Consider the following 20,258-nt stretch of genomic DNA (forward strand, 5'->3'; position numbering starts at 1 on the left):
ATCCAGATGAATGACTCGCTTGTTCCAACCCTAATTCAGATTGCAGGAACTTTGCTTCTTGCAATCTTTTTTGTTCTGAGTCTATCAACCGTTATTTTTTATCTGTTTTCGATCGCGGCTGCCATACAGTTCTTTAGCGCTAAGCCCGAGCAGAATTTTGATTTTCAGCCCCCCCTTACAGTCCTCAAACCCGTCTGTGGACTTGATGAGAACACTTATGAGAATCTTGCATCATTCTGCACACAAGACTATCCGAACTATCAACTCATCTTTGGAACCCAAGATCCGAATGATCCTTGTATTGCGATCGTCCAGCAATTAATCCAAGACTTTCCCGACCAAGACATTCAATTCGTGATTGATCCAACCGCGATCGGCATCAATCCCAAAGTAAATAACTTACATAACATTGCCCTCAAAGCAAAGCATGACCTTTTAGTTCTAGCAGATAGTGATATTTGGGTTGATCCGAACTATCTCAAGCAAGTGATACAGCCATTGAGTGATCCAACTGTTGGAGTTGTCACTTGTATGTATCGATCGCGCTCTCAAAATCTCATTTCCGCATTTGAAGCCTTGAGTATTTCAACGGAATTCTTTCCGGGTGTACTTGTGGCTCGAAAGCTTGAGGGAATGGCGTTCGCGTTTGGCGCAACGATCGCACTCAGGCAATCTGTCTTAGCTGAGATTGGAGGATTTGAGGCGATCGTGAACTATATCGGAGATGATTTTCAGCTTGGCTATCTCCCAGCGAAAGCAGGTTATAAAGTTGTACTTTCAGAGTATGTCGTTGATCATGTTCTTTCAACGGCAACAATTTCAGAACTTCTAAAGCATCAAACACGCTGGTTTCGCAACACGCGATTTGCACGATCGTCGAGTTATTTTGGATTAATTTTCACTTACGGAACCATCAGCAGTTTGTTATTTTTCACAATGACACAAGCTTCTGCTCTCGGTTGGATTGTTCTAATTACAACTTGGACAGTGAGATACTGTGCGGCTTGGTTGATTGGAGTGCATTGTTTACAAGACGCGATCGCGAAACAACTTCTATTACTTGTGCCCTTGCGGGATGGTTTAAGCTTCTGTCTGTGGTGTTATAGCTTCTTTGGCAATACTGTAGAATGGCGAGGGCGGCGACTCGAACTTACAGCGGGGGGTGCGATCGTCAATGATGTACCACCCGCTATGAGCTAGTTTGCTTTCTCAATCACAGATTTAAGATTCGCTCGATCGCGATTGGACGCAAGCTCATTTGGAGCCGTTGGCACTCGTCCCCACTGATTCGCCAAGGTATTCAGCAATGATTCTTGCCCTGCCCGAAAGCCTTCTAAGTTTGCACCACCACCGTTCATGATCACAAACCAAACAATGCCTTTTTGACTGGTCGGTAATGCTCCTGCGAGTGCGCTCACTTCGTTTAAGCTACCGGATTTTGTCACTAATCCGGTTGGCAGCTTACGCCCGTCAAGAATGCCCTGATCATTACCCACGATCGCGAAAATGTCCCCGATCGTCATCTTGGCAGGCTTAAGCAACTGATCGATCGCAAGAAACATCGAACAGACCGCACGCGGAGAAATACGATTTTCAACCGCCAAACCTGAACCATTGACTAAAATGACTTCATTCTGAGGCACGCCTGCTGCTTGCGCTGCTTTGAGTGAAACAACCTTTGCACCCCCAACCGAGCTTGCAACAATTTCTGACATTGCGTTATTGCTGAAGCGATTCATCTTCTTCAATAGTTCAGCCAGCGGCAGCGATCGATGTGTCGCAATCTGTGTAAACTGCGGAGGATTCGCGGCGACTTTAACACGACCCGCGATCGCAATCTGAGGCTTCGGAGTCCCAGCAGGAAGCGTTTGATGTTGCGAGATCGCCTCACCCGACCAGGTTTTTGAATTCAATCCTTCTTTGAGCAATGTTCCTGCCTTGCCCAAATCCGTCTCGAAGTTCATAAAGAACTGTCCAGTCACTATCAGATCACCTGTGACTTGTTTAATGCCAAGCTGATTCAGCGCATTCCCCAGCGCGATCGCTTCTTCCCAAACAAAAAACGGATCACTCCCACCCCGAACAATCAAGTCTCCTTTAACAATGCCGTTTTCAACTGTTCCAGTTGTTCCAATCACCGTTTCAAACCGGTGATCCGCGCCAAAGGTTTGCAGTGCAGCCAGAGACGTTGCAACCTTGGTTAAGGAAGCAGCTGACAAAGGCTTTGTGCCCTGATGATTTGCCAGTAGGGTATCACCCGATTGAATCCAAATGCCTTGAGCCGCTTGCGAATACCCTTGAGCCGACAGCTTTGAGAGATATTGCTGAACGATCGCGCTGGTATTGGGATCAGGGGTAGTGGGTGCAAGAGCTAGCGGTGCCGTTGGCGCAGGAGGCGGAAATACAACTTTACGGCTAGCTTCTTCAGGTTTAGGGCTGTCAGCAGGGGGCGATTTTGCCGCTTCTAACTGGGTGCATCCAACCAGCAGCAGGCAAACAAGCAAAGCAGAGTGGCGCATGGAGAGAATCAGCAACAGAATCGGAATTCAGCTTAGCTTATTTTGGTGGCGTTGCTGAATTGGAGTGTGTTCTCTCTCCGTTTGCGTCGGTTGCTGCCCTTATCCCCTAACCCCTTCTCCCCCTAATTCCCCCATTCTGGGGGACTTTGAGGAAAAAAGAGGTTTCTAATGCGATGATTTCTTCAAGTTCAAAGTCCCCCAACTTGGGGGATTTAAGGGGCTGAAACCGATAACAACGAAGCGGGAAAGAGATGTGTGTATACAGTAGCGCCTCACCTATCGGGGAATCAAACGCTGCCGCCCACCCACTCCTGGATTAAACAAAGCCGCAAGCTCCGACGCAGGAAAACGATTGACCCACTCCTCCACCTCTGACTCAGTGACTGCATAACCGCGATCGTTAGCAATCTTGACAAAGGTTTCAGGATCGCTCGTTGCTTGTAACCGAACTTTGAGTACATGATCTTTTTGAACCGCTTTAAACAATTCAGCAGCATGGTGTTGCGACATAATACAGTTCCTCGCAAATATTAAACTGGCAAAATAGAGAAAGAACGTAGCGCTAAGATCTCTACCCATTCAGCCTAAAGAATCCTGAGAGGAGTGATTCAGACTGACATTAAAATTGATTAGACTGTAAATGAAGATTAACCCTATTCTTGCGTTTTTTGAACTTCACCTGTGAAAGTTATTTTGTTCGATTTTGACGGAACCATTGTTGATAGCGTTGAAATTGGGATTGCAATTACAAATCGTTTAGCGATTCGATTTGGATTTCCTCCTTTTGACGAAGAAACCTTAGAAGAACTCAAATATTTGGGATCAAGAGAAGCCCTCACGCGATCGCAGATTCCCGTCTGGCAGTTGCCTTTTCTGATTCGTCGCTTTACTCAAGAGCTGAATCAAGAAATCCCAAATTTGCAGCTCTTTCCCGGAATGCAAGAAACATTACTAGAACTAAAACAGCAAGGATGCTGTTTAGGAATTGTTTCAACCAATTCTGTTAAGAACATTCAAGAGTTTCTCAGGGTGCAAAACCTGACATCCACGTTTGATCTGATTTCTGCAAATTATGCCCTATTTGGTAAAAGTCGATTAATTCAGAAAATCATCCGACACAGAAAGTTTGATTCCAATCAGATTTATTATGTCGGCGATGAAACTCGCGATATTGAAGCCGCCAAAAAAAGCGGCGTTTACTCTGTTGCGGCAACTTGGGGATTAAATGCGGCTGAGATTTTGAGCCAGAACGATCCTGATTTTTTGATTCATCACCCGAAAGAACTCCTGCACTTATTAAACAGTTGACAGTCCCGTCGCTAAAGCAAGCGGGAGCGTCAACTGAACTCTAAAGTTGCATATCGCCTATCTAGCCAATATCGATCGCGTTCACCCATTCCCGATAGCGTTCATCCCGGTTTTCAGTTACAGCCGTTAGCACTTCGCGTAAGCGATCGGTGATCGGTCGAGTTGTGCCAAATTCAAACGTTTCAATCCGCTTCACTGGCGTAATCTTCGCGGCGGTTCCACTCAAAAAGACTTCATCGGCGATGAACAACTCTGATTTATCGACTGGGCGCTCCACAACTTTGATTCCCAAATCACGAGCGATCGTCAAAATACTGTCCCGCGTAATCCCTTCCAAAATATCTTGGTCGTATCCGGGCGTAATCAATTCCCCGTTTCGCACCACAAAAATATTCATGCCCGATGCCTCGCTCACTTTGCCTTGCGAGTTGAGCAAAATCGCTTCATCGAATCCAGAGGAAACTGCTTCAGTTTTGGCAAGCGAAGACGTGATATAAGCGCCGCTGATCTTGCCGCGTAACGGTAAACTGCGGTCTTCTTGGCGATACCAGGAACTAATTCGGCAACTCACTCCTTCTGGAGACAAGTAATCGCCTAACTCTAGCCCGTAAACAAAAAAGTCTTTCTCAATATTGTGCAGACGGGGTGCAATTCCCAGATCTGAAGTGTAGACAAACGGACGGATGTAGAACGATCGCTCCGGTCGATTCTTCTTCACAAACTCGGTGATGATGCTCTCAATCTTATCCGCAGGCAAATCGTAGCTCAAGAATTTGGCGCTGCTGCTGAGGCGTTTGCAGTGACGATCGAGCCGGAATAACAGCACTTGATTGGGATTTTCAGGATTAGGAATGCCGCGCAATCCGCCAAACGCGCCTGTTCCATAATGAAGTGCGTGCGTTGCGATCGACAAATTCGCCTCAGCAAACGGCACAAATTGATTCTTGAAATACGCAATGGGAAGAAAAGTGTGCATGGAAATTGGGTAAGACTTCAGAAAACGGCAATCGTACGCGCGATAGATTTCCTAGATTACCTTGAAATTTCAGTTCTCGACTGCCCGATCGAGCCCTAATCTAAATTATCTGCAATACGATATAACTAATTACTTGGAACTCCGGTTCTTTCTTGTCCCTCTAGTGATTTGTACGCGATCGAGATCGATATGCAGCCACCTATTCCAGCCTCCACGATTTTACAAAGCCGCTACCGCGTTCTCAGCGTCTTGGGACAGGGAGGATTTGGACGAACATACCTTGCAGAAGATCAAGGACGCTTCAACGAACTGTGTGCGATTAAGGAACTCACACCGCCGCAAGATAATCCTTACGCCCTGGAGAAATCTAAAGAACTCTTTCAGCGAGAAGCCCAAACGCTTTATCAAATTCAGCATCCCCAAATCCCGCAGTTTCGCGCCACATTTGAGCAGGATCAGCGCTTTTTTATTGTGCAAGATTACGTTGAGGGTAGTACGTATCGATCGCTCCTGGATGAACGCAAAGCGCGGGGCTATGTGTTTTCAGAAAGTGAAGTAACGCAGCTGATTCGGCAGGTTTTACCTGTGCTGGGATACATTCACGGCAAAGGCATTATTCACCGGGATATTGCACCGGATAATATTATTTTGCGCGATCGTGACAAGCTTCCCGTACTGATCGATTTTGGTGTGGTCAAAGATCTCGCCACTCGCATTCAGGCACAAGAAACCAATAAACAACATACAACGGTTGGCAAACTCGGTTATGCCCCAACCGAACAAATGCAGACCGGACGCGCTTATCCGAATAGCGATTTGTATGCGTTAGCAGTCACGGCAGTCGTGTTACTCACCGGACGAGAGCCACAAGATTTGTTTGACGAAAATACAATGACCTGGCGCTGGCAGCGATTCGTCAATCTAGAGCCAACCTTCGCGCAAGTGCTGAATCGAATGTTGAGTTATCGAGTCGGCGATCGCTTTCAGTCTGCAACCGAAGTGATTCAAGCGCTGCAATCCCCCGCAACGATCGCACCCTTGCCTGCAACTCCACCGCCCACCAACGTACCACCCACGAATATTTCTCGTGCTGAAACGGTAGCGGTTGGTCATCGCAATTCTCCCACCGTTGCGCCCACAAACTTACAAGCACGCGACTCCTCGGTTCCGACTCGCAGTTCTTTCTGGGATGATCCGTGGGCAGTGTTCGCGATCGGCACCGGATTAGTGCTGCTCACCGGATTAGGCGCTTGGACAATTACCCGCGCTTTGATGAACGCGAATCAACCGATCGCGTCTCCCACTCCGACTCCAACGATCACAACTTCTCCCACTCCGACCAAACCCCCCACGCCTCGCCCTTCACCCACTCCCACTCCCACTCCCAGTCCAGTCAGCTACAGTCAACAATTAGATTTATCGGGTGGAACGGTCAATCGGAGTGGAACTTTGCGATCGAATGAAACCTTAAACTTCATTGTTCCTGCGAATCAAGGACAGCGCTTGAATACCAGCTTGGGTAGCGAAGGCGTGTTGCTCAGTGTGTTAGCTCCGAATGGTGATCCAGTCGATAACGCTGCCAGTCGCGTTTCTAACTGGGCTGGCGAACTTCCCTTTACAGGAAGCTACACGGTACAACTCAGAACCGTTAAAGGAATTCCTAAGAGCGACTTTAAGCTGAACGTGACGCTGCAAACGCCCACGCCTCCGTCGCCCTCAGTTCCTCCATCTCCTAATCCTATTGTGACCGAAGAAGTGATTACGATTCCTCAAGGTCAAACCGGAACCCAAGTGAGTAATACGGCAGATGCGAATACAACGCGCCGTTATTTAATTAATGTTCGACCCAACCAAGCTTTATCGCTGAATATTTCTCAAGGTGCAAGGTTTACAGTAAGATACCCCAGTGGGGAGCCTGTTGAAGATGCAGTAAATCTGCGATCGTGGCAGGGTATTGTCCCGCGGGGTGGTGCTTATCAAGTGGATGTCACCAGCGATCGCGAAACTAATTTCACATTAAGTGTGGATGCGAAATGATTCCGAATGCACTTTTAATCACGGGAACGGATACTGATGCCGGTAAAACGGTATTAACGACTGCGTTGATTGCATATTGGCAAAAGTATTGTCAATCGCGTTCTCTAGGCGTAATGAAACCGTTGCAGACGGGAGTGGGCGATCGTGAACTGTATCGTCAATTATTTGAGTTGGATCAAACCCCGGAAGAGTTAAATCCACTGCATTTTGAGGCTCCACTTGCGCCCCCGATCGCAGCCGATTTGGAGGGCAAGCGAGTCGCCCTTGAGCCTGTCTGGAAAGCGTTTGAGGCGTTGCGGCGCCAGCGTGATTTTGTGCTGGTTGAGGCATTAGGCGGATTAGGATCGCCTGTGACGCATGAAACCACCGTTGCAGATTGGGCTTGGGATTGGCATTTACCCGCTGTATTAGTGGTGCCTGTGAGATTAGGCGCGATCGGGCAAGCGGTGGCGAATGTGGCACTGGCGCGACAATCAAAAGTTCACCTCAAAGGAATTGTGTTGAACTGTATTCGATCGAGTTCCGATGAAGAAATTGAAAACTGGGCATCGGTCAGCTTGATCGAACGATTAACCGGAATACCCGTTCTCGGATTGCTGCCTTATTTAAGTGATCCAACTGATGTAGAAAAATTGGCTCAAGCGGCGGCAAATTTAGATTTAGAGCGGCTCATCCCTGACATGGTTAAAGGATTCGCGTAACTGTATGTTCTGCTCCGATTTCAAGCACTAAGTCTACATCCCTCGATTGTTCCACCATCGGTGTAATAAACAATTTGGGATGCAATGCTTTCCAGAAATATTCAACAAATTGATCAATCTCTGCATCACTCATACCTGGTTTGCCCTGAGCGACCATTTGATGTTCTGCTTGTTTACGCCATTGCTTGCTGAGTTGATAGTCTGGAACATACAAAACAATTAACCGATCGAGCAATTCCCATAGGGGTACATAGTTCCTCAACTGCCGATTCATATCTCGCGCAAACTGGCGATCGTCCTCGGTGACGATCGGCGCAATCCTAAATTCAGACTCAATCGGACGCACTCCAACAAACCAGCCTTCAAACAATACGATATCTGCATGATCAATCATTTGCGGCTGAGTGCGATCGCCTTCTCCACCAAAGGCAGACTTATCAAATCGGGGCAGCGCGATCGGAAATTGACCTTGCTGAAATTGGGTCAGAATCTCGATTCCGAGTTGAACATCATGCGTTCCGGGTGGCCCTCGCCGCACCATGCGCGGATCACGAGTTCTGAGGGCAATCCGATCGACATACGGCAAATATAAATCATCGATCGACCAGCTAACCGCACGCAGTCCAAGCTGACTCAAAATCACAGTCAGCATTTGCGTTAAGGTCGTCTTTCCCGTTCCCTGCCCACCTAAAAAGCCTTGAATTAAAGCGCGATTACTCGGTTTCCAGCCGGCAATCTGCATAGCTAGGGGTAGCCATAGATTCCAGAGAGTATCGATCGCAGGAGGTAGTTTTAGTTCAGTGCAAAGCTCAACGATCGCACTATAGCTCCGATCAAACAGTGCCAAGCGCGACTGAATGCGATCGTGAACATTGCTTGCATCAATTCCAAAAGTAGGATCTTGTAGTGCAAAGGATTCTAAGCGCGATCGATCATGAGAGCGAATTAGTTCTTCTAGAGTCATAAGATGATTATCTACAGAAAATCGGGAGGCTGGCAACCAACCCCCCGATTTAAAACCCCTTAAATCAAACCCTGATTTAGAAGACAGTCATTACTCAAACTACATGCCCGCAGCTTGACGTTGAACTTCGCTCTTCTTCGCCTTGAACTCAGAGGCGATTTGCTCCAGTTGCTGATCGCTGAAGTTATCGCGCAGTGCAGCAAAGAAAGTGCTTTCTTCTTGGCGGACGTGATCCATGATTTCGTCCATCAAGCGGTTCAGCGAGGACATAAACTCATCCGACGCCATATCCATTTTTTCCATCGCATCGAGTGCGGGGAACCAGGAATTTTGCTCATCATACAGTTCTTGCAGATCGCTTTCTGCATACTTACCGCGAACTGCCGGATAAGCCACTTCGTTTTCTGCGATCGCATGAGCGCGAAGGTCGCCGCTCAATTGCATGAAGAATTCTTTGCGCTTTGCAGGATCTTGAGTGCCTTTGATTTCAGCAAACAGAACATTCACCTTTTGGTGATCCATGCGGAGCACGTCTTGAATGTTCATGTCAGACTTGTCGGTGGTTTGAGTAACCACGCTACCCACAACACCCGTCAACGCAGCAACTGAATCTTGAACTCGTGCCCACAGCCCTTGATCTGCATCCATTCCGGTGAGTTCACGCACACCCAACAGTTCGATTACGCCTTTCAATTGCTCTTGGTGAGCACGGTTTTCAAAGTTAACGGTGTTGAGCGGAGCGATTGCAGCTTCGATGTCTGCGCCAACTTTTTGAGCCGCTTTATGAATAACAATTCCCGACATCACTTGTTGGTGCTTCAGCAGTTCATGCTGGAAGACCTTTTCAAACAAGGTAAGTTCAGAACCCGACATCATTTCATCAAGCTTCTTCACCATTTCGGTGATCGTTTCTTTCGGCTCAGACTGAACGCCGTATTGCACAATTACTGTATCCAGGATGCCCAGGTTCTTCTGGTCGTCCTTCAACATATCTTGAAAACGCTTCACCAACTCAGAGTCAGTGGTTGCCGAGATGAATCTTTGTTCGTTTGCAATAAGAAATTCTTGGACAGCTTTGATGTCTGCAAGCTTCATCGCGATCGCTAGACGCTTGGTATCATCCATTGTTGCTACCATTTTGTGTTCTCCACTTGTTTAATTATTCTCAGGATCGGCATCCATTCAATTCTGAGTTTGCCGCACCCACCCGAAAGCAACATCTTTCCGTTGGTTGACTTAAAAGTGCGCTAAGTTACCTCACAAAGGACTAAAAGACTGACCTTTGGATAGTAAACTTCCCGCGCGAATTGCTGCAATTGGGCTGGATTCGTGGCGGCGCAGATAAGGCATCCCTTCATCGCCATCGTTCTTTGCAATGAAAACACCAATAGTTGTATATTGGATAAATCGAATTTACGCTCTGTTGAAGAAATAGATATAACCAACACCGCTTTCAAGTTTCTGCCAACCTATTTCATTAATTGGTATACCTGCTTCCCCTGAAAAAACAGCCTTTGCTCCTGTCTTCTCAAAGGCCTGCAAAACTTTGCTTCGGGATGCAGCATCAACCGACCAGAATCTGGTTGCATTAAGAGCGTCAGCAATAATTCGTATTCTTCCTAACCTTGCCCAGTAGCCACTCGAATTAGCATGAGCCCTACCAATTACAGCAATGGAATCCCCTGACCTTAATCCTAACTGATGTAACTCTTCTACAACCTGTGAATAAATTGGAGTTTCACTCCCAGTTATAATACGCTGAACCTGAAGAGCGGCGTTCGCAAAAATTTGTATGTTCATCACTATGAGAGCAATGCCCAGAAAACTAATGAGCAATCGTTTGGCGGTTTGTGAATAGCGCAGACATACACTTGAAAACACCCCAGCATAAATTAAGACAACAAATGGGGCAACATATCGAGAGCCAGGTGCCGCCCGCAAATCTATGACCAGTGTGTAAATCACTAAGGCTGCCAAACCTGGCAGCCATAAAAACCAACGAGCAGCTAGCTGTTGTAATGAAGTTCGGACATAGCCGCCTGCATAAACTACAAGCCAATAGCTCAAGAGCAGACCACCTAGAAATAGCCGCCAATAATAAACTAAGTTGATCCCTGCGACTTTAAGCTGTTGCAATAGATTAAAGTTGGGCTTTATTCCTTCCTGCCAATAGGACGCGTCCGTCCAAGGTGCATATGTGCCGCCAACGGGCGTGGCAAACTCATAGGCAGCCGGATCGTCGAGGATCTGCCGCACCGGATGTTTAGGGATTCCTGAATTTGGCTCTTTACCCTGCCAATGTTCGATAGAAGACGGGTTATAAAAGGTTCTCTCATGCCAATTAATAAACCAGACATAGTTCAGTCTTCCTGAATCGCCGAAAGTCAGTCGTCCTTTCGACAAGGAAAGCGCCGTTATAAAGGGTGCAACAACCAGGATGAACACGAGTATTGATGCAGTCAGCTTGAGAACAAGGGAGCGATCGATCTTTAATCGATTCTGCCAAATTCTCCATGCCTGCCTAGCACCATCCTCCTCAAACAGGCTGACCACAACGGCAACAAAAAAGAAAACAAACGCTAGTGGAAACATGACGGCTTTGGAGAGATAGCCCAAACCCAGCACCATTCCAAACAGAAGATACGTTCCCCAATTCGCCGTCCGATTTCGCATTTGCAGCATGAAACCACTAGCCGCATAAACACAAGCGACTGTTAGAGCATCTGGTGAAACTAAATGAACCGGTGTCCACTTTAACGCTGTCAATAGAAATAGAAAATAGCCCATCACAAGCCACATCCACTCTGGTATCTCAACGGCTTGCCCTGCGTTCTTTTGATGCGAATTCTGTTGCCATTTAATCATCTGTCTTAAAAAGAACTCAAAGCTGATGAATGCAACAACAAAGATGCCGAGGTTAACCAATTTAACAACAAAGAACTCCCAGTAAGGGGAGGGATGAAGAACAAAAATTGCGATGCCTAGCAACCAGGAATATAACGGACTCCAGTAAGCGTTGATGGCAGATTGCCAATCACCCCTCATGTAGGCATCCCCAATGTCCAAATATGAAACCCCATCTGGATTATTAATATTGAATCGCTGTGACCAGGCTTGCAATGAACCTAGGGACAGCCCTAGAATCCAGAATGCTGTCCTTAGTGGTATGGTTTTCCCAACTAAGCGAATTACCTTTGTAGAAAAGCTAACAGTCTTAGTCATGCTTTGGAACCTCTATCTACCGAGTCCTGTGTTTGATTGTTAGAAGAGAACGAGTACAATTCATGCCCGACAAAGCTGAGCAGCGCCACACAAGCAGAATTTGCTAAACGAGCCAGATGGGTTGCCATTGAGCTTGATTAATCAGGAGCTGCATTATTAGTCTGCTGAGGCAGACTTCCTTTGTCTAGCCCCGAATTCCACCCGGAAGGCATTCGTGCAGAAGGTCTATTGAAGAAATAGACATAGCAATTACTGTTTTTCAGTTTTTGCCAACCCGTTGCTTGAGCAGGTAGGGGTGCATCCATTTCCTGCACAACGACCTTTGCCCCTGTTTTTTCAATCGCCTGCAACACTCGATTTCGAGATGCAACATCAGATTTCCAAAACTCACTCACATTGGGGATTTGAGCGATGATTCGGATACGTGCCAATCGTGCAGAATCATCCATGACACTGCTCTCACCGAGCACAGCGATCAAATCTCCTCGCTTCACGCCGAGCCGCTGCAAGTCTTCTGCAACCTGTGCAAAAATTGGCGTTTGTTGAAACCCGATCGCAATGCGAGCCACACTAAAAGAAGTTTGTAACGCCAACTGTCCAGCCAGCGCGCTCAGCGCAGCCGCAGCTAGCCCAACAATAAGACGTTGAGTTGTGCGCACATTCCGTAAGCATACACTTGAAAGCACACCCATACAAACAAGCACCACAAATGGCGCAACATACCGAGACGACACATATGCCTTTGACATATCCATTCCCAACAGGTAGACAGCCAAACCTGCTACACCCGGGCACCACACATACCAACGCACCGCTAGCTGTTGCAACGAAGCCCGAACGTAGCCGCCTGCGTAAACCAAAAGGCAATAACTAAGAATCAAGTGACCTAAAAATAGCTGGTAGTAATACCGTAAATTTGCAGCTAAAACTTTACACTGTCGCTTCAAGTCAAATCTGACGTTCCAACCGTCATTCCAGTAGGACGGATCAAACCAGAGGGGGAGTGTGCCGCTAATCGGGGTTGCGAATTCATAGGTCGCTGGGCGATCCACAATCTGTCGTGGCGGGTGCTTAGGGATGCCTGAATTCGGCTCCTCACCCTGCCAAAGCGTGTGCTTGGGACTGGTACTACTCACGTACCAAATATAGTTCAGTTTTCCACTATCGCCAAAGGTTAAGCGCCCCTTTGTCACAGACAGTGCTGTAACAAAGGGTACAGCCACCAAGATAAATGCGAGCATTGCTGCAATCAGCTTCAACGCGCGCGATCGTCGTACTCTTAATCGCTTGCCCCACACCGTTAATCCTTGTCCTGACTCTTTATTGTCTTCAAACAGACTGACCACAATGGCAACCAAAAAGAAGACAAACGCCAGGGGAAACATGACAGCTTTAGACAGATAGCCCAATCCCAGCACCATTCCAAATAGAAGATACGTGCCCCATGTCGCTGTCCGACTGCGCATTTTTAGCAAGAAGCCACTCGTGGCATAAACACACGCGCTGGTTGCATTATCCGGTACATCTAGCTGTACCCCTGTTAGTCCCAATGCCGCCCACAGAAACAACGAGTAGCCCACTGTCAGCCATGCCCATTCTGGAATCTGAATGGAGCACTCTTCACTCAGTTGCCGCGAGTGCTGACGGCCTTCAGTCCATTGCTGCAAGAAGAATTCAAAGCTAATGAACGCGATGACAAAAATACCAAAGTTGACTAACTTAACTACAAAAAATTCCCACTCAGGCGAGGGGCGAAGCACAAGCAGTGCTATCCCCAGCAGCCACGAATACAACGGACTCCAATAGGAGTTGATAGCAGTCTGCCAAGCACCGCTGACATACGCATCGCCAATGTCGAGATATGAGACTGCATCTCCTGCAGTTAAAGCGAATCGATACGCCCATGCCTGAAATAGACCCAGAGACAACCCTAAAATCCAGAATGCCCTCTTCAACCGATTTCCTTGCTGAATCGGAGAACGAACAGTCCTTGGGGGGAAATGAACAGTTTTGATCATGCCTTATATGCCTTTTCTGTAGCGTCCTGGACTTGTTGATTGGAGGAGAACGAGTACAATTTATGCCCGACAAAACTGAGCAGCGCTACACAAGCAGAACTGGCTAAACGCGCCAGGGTAGGATGCCATTGAGCCTGATTAATCAAAAGCTGCATCAATCCGAGATGCGCCAAAAAGCTATTGAGTGCGACAGTCGTAAAGACGGCAAACTGAATCATCCAGTTATTCCAATACACCCCAAACACTAACTGTCGAGTCAGCAGGAAGTTTACAACTAAGCCGATCGAATAGCTGATACAGATCGACGGAAGATACCACAAGCCCGATGCAATCAAGAATGAGAACACCAGCAGATCCACAACCGTCGCTGAGCCTCCTGTAAATAAGTAGCCAGCAAACTGTTGAAAGACTTGAGCGACCCGTCTACGACTTGAAGAGCGTCGTCTTGTCCGAACTGGAGTTGTCACAGTATTGTCGCTTGCTTCTTCTTGATACTCGCTGTCTGCGTTGACCGCCCATAGGTCGTGCTTCCCAGGCAACAGCACGTTTTCTGCTGCCATAATTCCCATCAACAAACTGTGGTCTTGGTTATTGTATTTGAAGGCACCATAGCGACCGATCAACTGCAAATTCTCGAATCGGCTTAAGTACGATTGGATCTCTGCTAAAGCCTCCTTATACTGTCCGGCATAGATTGGATAGGTTTGGGGCAGCCGTACGACAAATCCATCAGATACCTTTTCACGTCGTAACAATCCAATTTTGCGTAATTCCTGTTCAGCCTGTAATACAAGCTGCTCTTCATCCTCAGTCCACATCGGTTCATCGGTGTTGCACCAGTATTCACAACACAATGGTGTTTGGTGGGAATTCGGCAACATTTTACTCGACCAATTGGCAAAGTTAGTGACCCGTCCAACCTGCACACTGGGTTCGTTGATATACAACCAGTTGTCAGGAAAAAGATTTTCTCCTTCAACGAGCAAATAAACTAGGACTGTGTTGCGGAACTTGAGCGATTTGGTGGCGGCAATGACCTGCTCAGGCGGAGGTGAATCCATCTGCTGCACCAATCTTGTGAGTGGGATCGAGGAGATCACACCTCCACAGGGGATGGTTTGCTCGACCTTAGTTTTACGGTCTCTCAGCGTAACATGCGTGATATCGGTTCCATCATGATGAACCTGAACGACCTCGGTGTTGAGTAGAACGGTCTGGTTGTGCTGTTCAAGATAATCCTGGATTTTGTCGTAAAGCTGTCCCGATCCCAAGCGAGGAAATTGAAACTGATCAATTAAGCTTTTGACTTTGCCATTGTTGCCCAATAGAGCATTTCGCGCTGCTTTTGAGAGCGATAAACCTTTGATTCGCTGTGCTGCCCAATCTGCACTAATTGCAGTACAGGGAATCCCCCAAAGCTTTTCTGTATAGGCTTCAAAAAATATCTCGAATAGTCGCCGACCAAAATTATTCGTCACCCATTCGGCGAAGTTTTTGGGCTTGTGATTGGGAAATGCTCGGACGGTCAGGTATGACATGATAATCCGAGCACTTTCAACAATTCCCAAAGTCAACAGTGCTTCAAATGCTTTTAAGGGGTAGCTGAAATATTTACCACCATAGTAGATTCGAGTTAAGCGATTCACTGTAACCTGATCATTGCCTAACACCTCATTCCAAAGTTTGAGCACCGGTGGAATCTTGGTGAAAAAGCGATGAGGACCGTAGTCAAGAATAAATCCTTTGTATTCAAAGCTTTTGGCTAAACCACCGACTCTAGCATCGAGTTCTACTACGACGATCGGCTGACCTTGTTTTGTCAGATGATAAGCCGCAGCTAGCCCGGCGGGACCTGCTCCAAGAATATAGATGGGCGCGGGAGTTTGAGAAGAGTTCATCGGAGATTCCTGAGAAGATGGCAATCACGTTTACACGGTCTTAAGCCGATTTTGACTGCTGTACGATAACGTCATCTTCTCCGTACAGATCTCGTATAAATACTGAATTCCTACATCTTCTTTCCCAGAGTTTTCGCTGACATATCGCTGATTTTTCGGTAGCAGCTACACAACCCTCAGGGAAAGTGCAGATTTAGCTGGATGATTAATTTATGTGATAATAACTACTTTCGGCAAGCAAAATTATCGGCTGAATCAAAAGGTTCTCGACATGGCGGACAATTCGCTCTACCGTCGTCTTATCTATATCCCAGCTTTGTTCGATGTGAAACTGGGTGCGATATTTCTGCTAGTATTTCATCGCCCTAGCTTCGATAAGACGTAGCCACCAGCCGGGGAAGATTGGCTCTTCGTACTAGAAAATTAACAATAGGCAACTTGTCGATAGATTCTTCTAAGCTAGGATCTAGCGATCGGAGAGAGCCAGGATGTCTAATTACGATGTGATCATCATTGGTGCAGGTCATAATGGTTTGGTCTGTGCTGCTTATTTGCTCAAAGCGGGCTACACAGTTCTGTTATTGGAAAAGCGTCCGGTTCCGGGAGGAGCGGCAACGACTGAAGCACTCATTCCAGAGTTGCCAGAGTTTAGGTTTAATCGATGCGCGATCGATCATGAGTTCATTCATTTAGGCCCGGTGGTTGAGGAACTAGAACTCACGAAGTATGGATTAGAGTATCTTTACTGCGATCCAGTTGTCTTTTGTCCGCATCCTGATGGAACTTATTTTCTGGCGCATCAATCCGTTGAGAAAACTTGTGCAGGAATTGCTCAATATAGTGAGCGAGACGCTAGGAAGTACGCCGAGTTTGTGGATCTATGGCAGCGCACGATCAATGCCATGATTCCGATTTTTAATGCGCCGCCAAAGTCAATTATTGATATTGCCCGGAACTATGACGTTAAGAAGGTCAAAGATTTTCTATCCGTTGTGGGTTCGACAAACAAAGCTTTAGATTTTGTCAGAACGATGCTGTCGAGTGCAGAAGATATTCTGCATGAATATTTTGATACCGAGACTGTAAAAGCTCCTCTGGCTCGGCTTGCCGCAGAAATGGGGGTTCCACCCTCGCAGAAGAATCTAGCGATCGGAGCGATGATGATGGCAATGCGACATCATCCCGGAATGGCACGTCCGAAAGGCGGAACAGGCGCACTTACCGCAGCATTGGTGCGATTGGTAAAAAGCTTGGGTGGAGAGATCTTGACGGAACAAATGGTCAAGCAGATTTTGATTGATGACGGTCGCGCAGTTGGAGTCCGAGTGGCGACAGGTCAGGAATATCGCGCAAAACATGGTGTGATCTCTAACATTGATGCCAGAAGAGTGTTCTTACAGTTGATTGATCCAAGCGAGGTCGATGCTGCTGATGAACATTTGCGAGAACGGCTTGATCGTAGAATTGTGAACAACAATGAAACGATATTGAAAATTGATTTAGCAATGACAGAACCGTTAAAGTTTATTCATCACGATCACAAAGATGAATACCTGATCGGATCAGTGCTGATTGCAGATTCAGTCAAGCACGTTGAGATTGCTCATACTGATCCGGCGATCGGTCGAATTCCCGATGCTGATCCATCGATGTACATTGTTCAACCAACAATGCTCGACCCCACAATGGCTCCCAAAGGACATCACACGGTTTGGATTGAGTTCTTTGCACCGTATCAAGTCGAAAATGCGGAAGGAACTGGATTGAATGGCACAGGTTGGACAGATGAACTCAAGAACAAAGTTGCCGATCGTGTGGTTGATAAACTAGCGGATTATGCGCCGAATGTGAAAACGGCAACGATCGGACGCGCTGTTGAAAGTCCGGCTGAACTTGGTGAACGGCTCGGATCATATAAAGGCAACTACTATCATATTGATATGACGCTAGAACAAATGGTGTTCTTTCGACCGCTGCCGGAGATTGCTAACTATAAAACGCCGATCGAGAATCTTTATCTCACAGGTGCAGGAACACATCCAGGCGGCTCGATTTCGGGGATGCCCGGAAGAAATTGCGCTCGCGTGTTTCTTCAGTCTAAGCAGTCTTTCTTGCAACCGTTTCGTGATGCTGGAAGCTTTGTGAAATCTGCGTTCAATCGATAAGAAATAAAGGATTCCGAGTCAGATCGGAATCCTTTGCTATCAATTAAGCATTCTCTTTCTTGGTGTCAGAGAACAAGCATTTGTCCGAATCACAGCCTGCTGGGCCTGCCTCGATCAAATCTCCGCCATCATGCCGCACTAACGCTGCATAAAAGTCATCGATCGATCGACGCTCTACCACTTCCGCTTGTAAACGATCAAAGGTCGCCTTATCAATCTTCTCAAACGGCAGTCTGGGGAACGGTGCATCAAATCGCGCTAACAATGCCGCACTGATATAGCCTTCATTGTTCTCGATCGCTTGATGAATCCGAGTTGCAAGACCTTCAATCTCATCTTCACGAAGTTCGATCGTCGCACTGGTATTGTGAGCCGTGTAGTATTTCTGGACTTGGAGATAGAAATCCATCTGTGCCAAAGCCGAGAATTTCTCAATCTCAATCTGATCAGCTCCTGGAAGATTTGCCCAGGGCACTTCAACCGGAATCTCAACCAGCCATTCTGTACAGCGCGGATCAAACGGATCATTTAACAGATTGCCGTTTTCATCTTTATCCGACTGCGACGGAACAATGCTGTACCCATAGTCCAAACAAGCTAGAGCAACCGGGTCATTCTTGCGGAACGTAATCCGACGAATGAAGCGTTGAGCCTTCGGAGGATGCCAGCCAGAACTTGCACCCGTTAACAGAGACTTCGTTCCCGCAGGTTGAACAGTCGTACAGCGATTCGGACGACGGATACCGTGTCGATCGCAATATTCACCCACAACCCGATGAACGATTTCTTTCCAGCGCGATAGATACTCTTGCTCTCGCGCTTTGAACTGCAATCCGGTGACAGTATCGGGTCTACCTGCCTCCCACCAGCGCAACCATTCCACACCAAACGCATGAACAAAGAAATCAAACAGTCCGGTGAACGAGACACCGACGATCGGATCAAGCTCACGCGAATATTGATAGCGCGGTTCATTAAACCGATGATTCAACAATGCTGCAACCGAGAGCGCACCTGCCGTAAACGCCTGCTCTTGAGCTTCGTAATCCAACGGATCAATTTGATTTAAGTGGACTTCAGACAAATTGCAGTGAAAGTCTGCACCTAGAATTTCCAGTGTTGTTATCCCAAAGGCTTTTTATCCTCTGGTTCTACTGCTTCTTGATTCGCAGTAGCTCCGCGTACATTTTCTACAGAGGCTCTGAGAAAAAACAGCAACTCCTTTCTGCTACAAGGCTTTCCTGTGACAGCATGGCAGATCGTTCTAATGTCGATGATGCCATGCTTTTGTGCGATCGAGTCATACAGAGGTTGGAACAACGGTTTTAATCGATTCAACCGGACTGCAAATAGCTCATCTCGGTGCTGTAGAGCAAAATCAAGTGCTGCTTGTCGAATTTCTAGTTCAGTTGTTGCCGTTTTGCCGTGTTGAGCATTTACAGAGCAAGTGTAAGAACAATACTTCTTATCTTCTCGCTTCGCCATGAAAGGCATCGTCTTGAAACTTACACCGCAAAACTGGCAAATTAATGAAACCTTTTCGACCGTCGAACCGATTTTTACTCCTCGGCGCGACTCGTGGTAGCACCGCCTCTTTTCACTGTTGATGAACTTCTCTCTAAACACAGGATCTTGAAATCTAGCTTTCGCTTTCGCAGCAATTTTCGCTTTTGTACTTTCAGATTGAGTAACACCATACCTTGGGTTTCTCTCTCCAAAACTGTGCATTCCACGAACTTTTGCTTGAGATTTCCACTCCTGTTTCAGATGCTCGAACACAAAGGGGATTGGCTTAATTAACTGCCTGAGATCTCTCTCTTGAAGAATCAAAACTTTTACGTTGTAATCAGACTCAAATTGATGGATTTTCGGCAAGTCTTGATCAAAGTTGAATGTTCCTTTAATCTCAACAAATTCCCCAGATTCTAGAAAAAAGTCTGGTTTGTACCTGACTCCATTTGACAGAGTATAGGTTTTGCTTTCGTAAGTCCACGCAATTCCCTTGTAGTCTAAATACTTTGCGTAAATGTATTCAAGACTTGACCTTAAACAGTAGCCTTTATATAAGCTGGAGTAGCCGTAAAAGGTGCTTGCCATCTGTAGCCCCGCACTCTTGGGAGATTATAGTCTGGTGTTCTAAAATCTTACAACCAAAGAAAACCAGGTTCACATCCTACGCTGTACGGTGGTAAAGGGTCTTTAATTCCTTTACTTACCTCGGTGTTAGCGTCGCAGCTTCCACCGATTTTGCGGGGTTTTTTACGTGAGGCAAAATTACTTACCACACGGGTTTAAGCCATAGCGTGAGAGCCGATGCTCTAACTCTTGTTCGATCGCATCCATATCCAGTACAGTCATGAGTTTCCTCCGGTGGTTAGGTTCAAAGTTGTGATTGCTTTTGCTGAATTAACAGCGATCGCAAGTAGTCTTTTGCTTGTTCTCTCGATTCC

Annotated in this window: 15 protein-coding genes and 1 pseudogene; 5 read left to right on the forward strand and 11 right to left on the reverse strand. The window is 46.9% G+C overall.

Going from position 1 to position 20,258, the window contains the following annotated elements:
• Positions 1-6: 6 nt before the first annotated feature.
• Positions 7-1,200, forward strand: coding sequence for a bacteriohopanetetrol glucosamine biosynthesis glycosyltransferase HpnI (hpnI, locus tag H6F51_18465; GenBank protein MBD1824456.1), 1,194 nt, complete (start codon positions 7-9; stop codon positions 1,198-1,200).
• Here hpnI and H6F51_18470 read toward each other — a convergent pair.
• Together H6F51_18470 and H6F51_18475 are read right to left on the reverse strand one after the other, a co-directional pair.
• Positions 1,197-2,519 (reverse strand): D-alanyl-D-alanine carboxypeptidase, encoded by a 1,323-nt coding sequence (locus H6F51_18470; protein MBD1824457.1) that lies wholly within the window; start codon positions 2,517-2,519, stop codon positions 1,197-1,199. The two genes, hpnI and H6F51_18470, sit on opposite strands and share 4 nt — an antisense overlap.
• Before the next feature lie 276 nt (positions 2,520-2,795).
• Entirely contained in the window at positions 2,796-3,029 is a 234-nt protein-coding gene (locus tag H6F51_18475; protein MBD1824458.1) for a Nif11-like leader peptide family natural product precursor, read from the reverse strand.
• A 183-nt stretch (positions 3,030-3,212) separates the two neighbouring features.
• Here H6F51_18475 and H6F51_18480 point away from each other — a divergent pair, with 183 nt between their 5' ends.
• A complete protein-coding gene (locus H6F51_18480) occupies positions 3,213-3,827 on the forward strand; it encodes an HAD hydrolase-like protein (protein ID MBD1824459.1) in 615 nt (204 codons plus the stop codon).
• Positions 3,828-3,888: 61 nt separating this feature from the next.
• On the opposite strand, the gene H6F51_18485 is transcribed toward H6F51_18480, so the two are convergent.
• A complete protein-coding gene (locus tag H6F51_18485) occupies positions 3,889-4,803 on the reverse strand; it encodes a branched-chain amino acid transaminase (protein ID MBD1824460.1) in 915 nt (304 codons plus the stop codon).
• Between the two features lie 189 nt (positions 4,804-4,992).
• On the opposite strand from H6F51_18485, the gene H6F51_18490 reads away from it, so the two are divergent.
• Positions 4,993-6,840 (forward strand): serine/threonine protein kinase, encoded by a 1,848-nt coding sequence (locus tag H6F51_18490; GenBank protein ID MBD1824461.1) that lies wholly within the window; start codon positions 4,993-4,995, stop codon positions 6,838-6,840.
• Positions 6,837-7,541, forward strand: a complete 705-nt coding sequence (bioD, locus tag H6F51_18495) for an ATP-dependent dethiobiotin synthetase BioD (GenBank protein MBD1824462.1) — start codon at positions 6,837-6,839, stop codon at positions 7,539-7,541. Before H6F51_18490 ends, bioD begins: the two co-directional genes overlap by 4 nt.
• Here bioD and H6F51_18500 read toward each other — a convergent pair.
• From H6F51_18500 to H6F51_18525, 6 genes are all read right to left on the reverse strand, one after another.
• Positions 7,525-8,400: a glycerate kinase gene (locus H6F51_18500; GenBank protein MBD1824463.1), complete on the reverse strand. Its 876-nt coding sequence runs from the start codon at positions 8,398-8,400 to the stop codon at positions 7,525-7,527. The two genes, bioD and H6F51_18500, sit on opposite strands and share 17 nt — an antisense overlap.
• Before the next feature lie 204 nt (positions 8,401-8,604).
• A complete protein-coding gene (locus H6F51_18505) occupies positions 8,605-9,642 on the reverse strand; it encodes a hemerythrin domain-containing protein (protein ID MBD1824464.1) in 1,038 nt (345 codons plus the stop codon).
• Between the two features lie 276 nt (positions 9,643-9,918).
• Positions 9,919-11,727, reverse strand: coding sequence for a hypothetical protein (locus H6F51_18510; GenBank protein MBD1824465.1), 1,809 nt, complete (start codon positions 11,725-11,727; stop codon positions 9,919-9,921).
• Positions 11,728-11,864: 137 nt separating this feature from the next.
• Positions 11,865-13,745 (reverse strand): hypothetical protein, encoded by a 1,881-nt coding sequence (locus H6F51_18515; protein ID MBD1824466.1) that lies wholly within the window; start codon positions 13,743-13,745, stop codon positions 11,865-11,867.
• Positions 13,742-15,643: an FAD-dependent oxidoreductase gene (locus H6F51_18520; GenBank protein MBD1824467.1), complete on the reverse strand. Its 1,902-nt coding sequence runs from the start codon at positions 15,641-15,643 to the stop codon at positions 13,742-13,744. The genes H6F51_18515 and H6F51_18520 overlap by 4 nt, the downstream gene beginning before the upstream one ends.
• A 205-nt stretch (positions 15,644-15,848) precedes the next feature.
• Positions 15,849-15,968, reverse strand: a complete 120-nt coding sequence (locus tag H6F51_18525) for a hypothetical protein (GenBank protein MBD1824468.1) — start codon at positions 15,966-15,968, stop codon at positions 15,849-15,851.
• Positions 15,969-16,131: 163 nt separating this feature from the next.
• Here H6F51_18525 and H6F51_18530 point away from each other — a divergent pair, with 163 nt between their 5' ends.
• Positions 16,132-17,808, forward strand: a complete 1,677-nt coding sequence (locus H6F51_18530) for an NAD(P)/FAD-dependent oxidoreductase (protein ID MBD1824469.1) — start codon at positions 16,132-16,134, stop codon at positions 17,806-17,808.
• Positions 17,809-17,851: 43 nt separating this feature from the next.
• On the opposite strand, the pseudogene nrdJ reads toward H6F51_18530, so the two are convergent.
• Both nrdJ and H6F51_18540 read right to left on the reverse strand, forming a co-directional pair.
• Positions 17,852-18,922: pseudogene (nrdJ, locus tag H6F51_18535) on the reverse strand (ribonucleoside-triphosphate reductase, adenosylcobalamin-dependent).
• A gap of 8 nt (positions 18,923-18,930) precedes the next feature.
• A complete protein-coding gene (locus tag H6F51_18540; GenBank protein MBD1824470.1) occupies positions 18,931-19,905 on the reverse strand; it encodes a hypothetical protein in 975 nt (324 codons plus the stop codon).
• Positions 19,906-20,258 lie beyond the last annotated feature (353 nt).

It is taken from the genome of Cyanobacteria bacterium FACHB-DQ100 (genome assembly GCA_014695195.1).
GTDB lineage: Bacteria > Cyanobacteriota > Cyanobacteriia > Leptolyngbyales > Leptolyngbyaceae > Leptolyngbya.

What these genes read in the sequence shown, in the direction of transcription:
- H6F51_18530 (MBD1824469.1), top strand. Translation starts at nt 16,132, where the DNA reads ATGTCTAATTACGATGTGATCATCATTGGTGCAGGTCATAATGGTTTG.
- hpnI (MBD1824456.1), top strand. Translation starts at nt 7, where the DNA reads ATGAATGACTCGCTTGTTCCAACCCTAATTCAGATTGCAGGAACTTTG.
- bioD (MBD1824462.1), top strand. Translation starts at nt 6,837, where the DNA reads ATGATTCCGAATGCACTTTTAATCACGGGAACGGATACTGATGCCGGT.
- H6F51_18490 (MBD1824461.1), top strand. Translation starts at nt 4,993, where the DNA reads ATGCAGCCACCTATTCCAGCCTCCACGATTTTACAAAGCCGCTACCGC.
- H6F51_18475 (MBD1824458.1), bottom strand. Translation starts at nt 3,029, where the DNA reads ATGTCGCAACACCATGCTGCTGAATTGTTTAAAGCGGTTCAAAAAGAT.
- H6F51_18505 (MBD1824464.1), bottom strand. Translation starts at nt 9,642, where the DNA reads ATGGTAGCAACAATGGATGATACCAAGCGTCTAGCGATCGCGATGAAG.
- H6F51_18485 (MBD1824460.1), bottom strand. Translation starts at nt 4,803, where the DNA reads ATGCACACTTTTCTTCCCATTGCGTATTTCAAGAATCAATTTGTGCCG.
- H6F51_18520 (MBD1824467.1), bottom strand. Translation starts at nt 15,643, where the DNA reads ATGAACTCTTCTCAAACTCCCGCGCCCATCTATATTCTTGGAGCAGGT.
- H6F51_18470 (MBD1824457.1), bottom strand. Translation starts at nt 2,519, where the DNA reads ATGCGCCACTCTGCTTTGCTTGTTTGCCTGCTGCTGGTTGGATGCACC.
- H6F51_18510 (MBD1824465.1), bottom strand. Translation starts at nt 11,727, where the DNA reads ATGACTAAGACTGTTAGCTTTTCTACAAAGGTAATTCGCTTAGTTGGG.
- H6F51_18515 (MBD1824466.1), bottom strand. Translation starts at nt 13,745, where the DNA reads ATGATCAAAACTGTTCATTTCCCCCCAAGGACTGTTCGTTCTCCGATT.
- H6F51_18540 (MBD1824470.1), bottom strand. Translation starts at nt 19,905, where the DNA reads ATGGCAAGCACCTTTTACGGCTACTCCAGCTTATATAAAGGCTACTGT.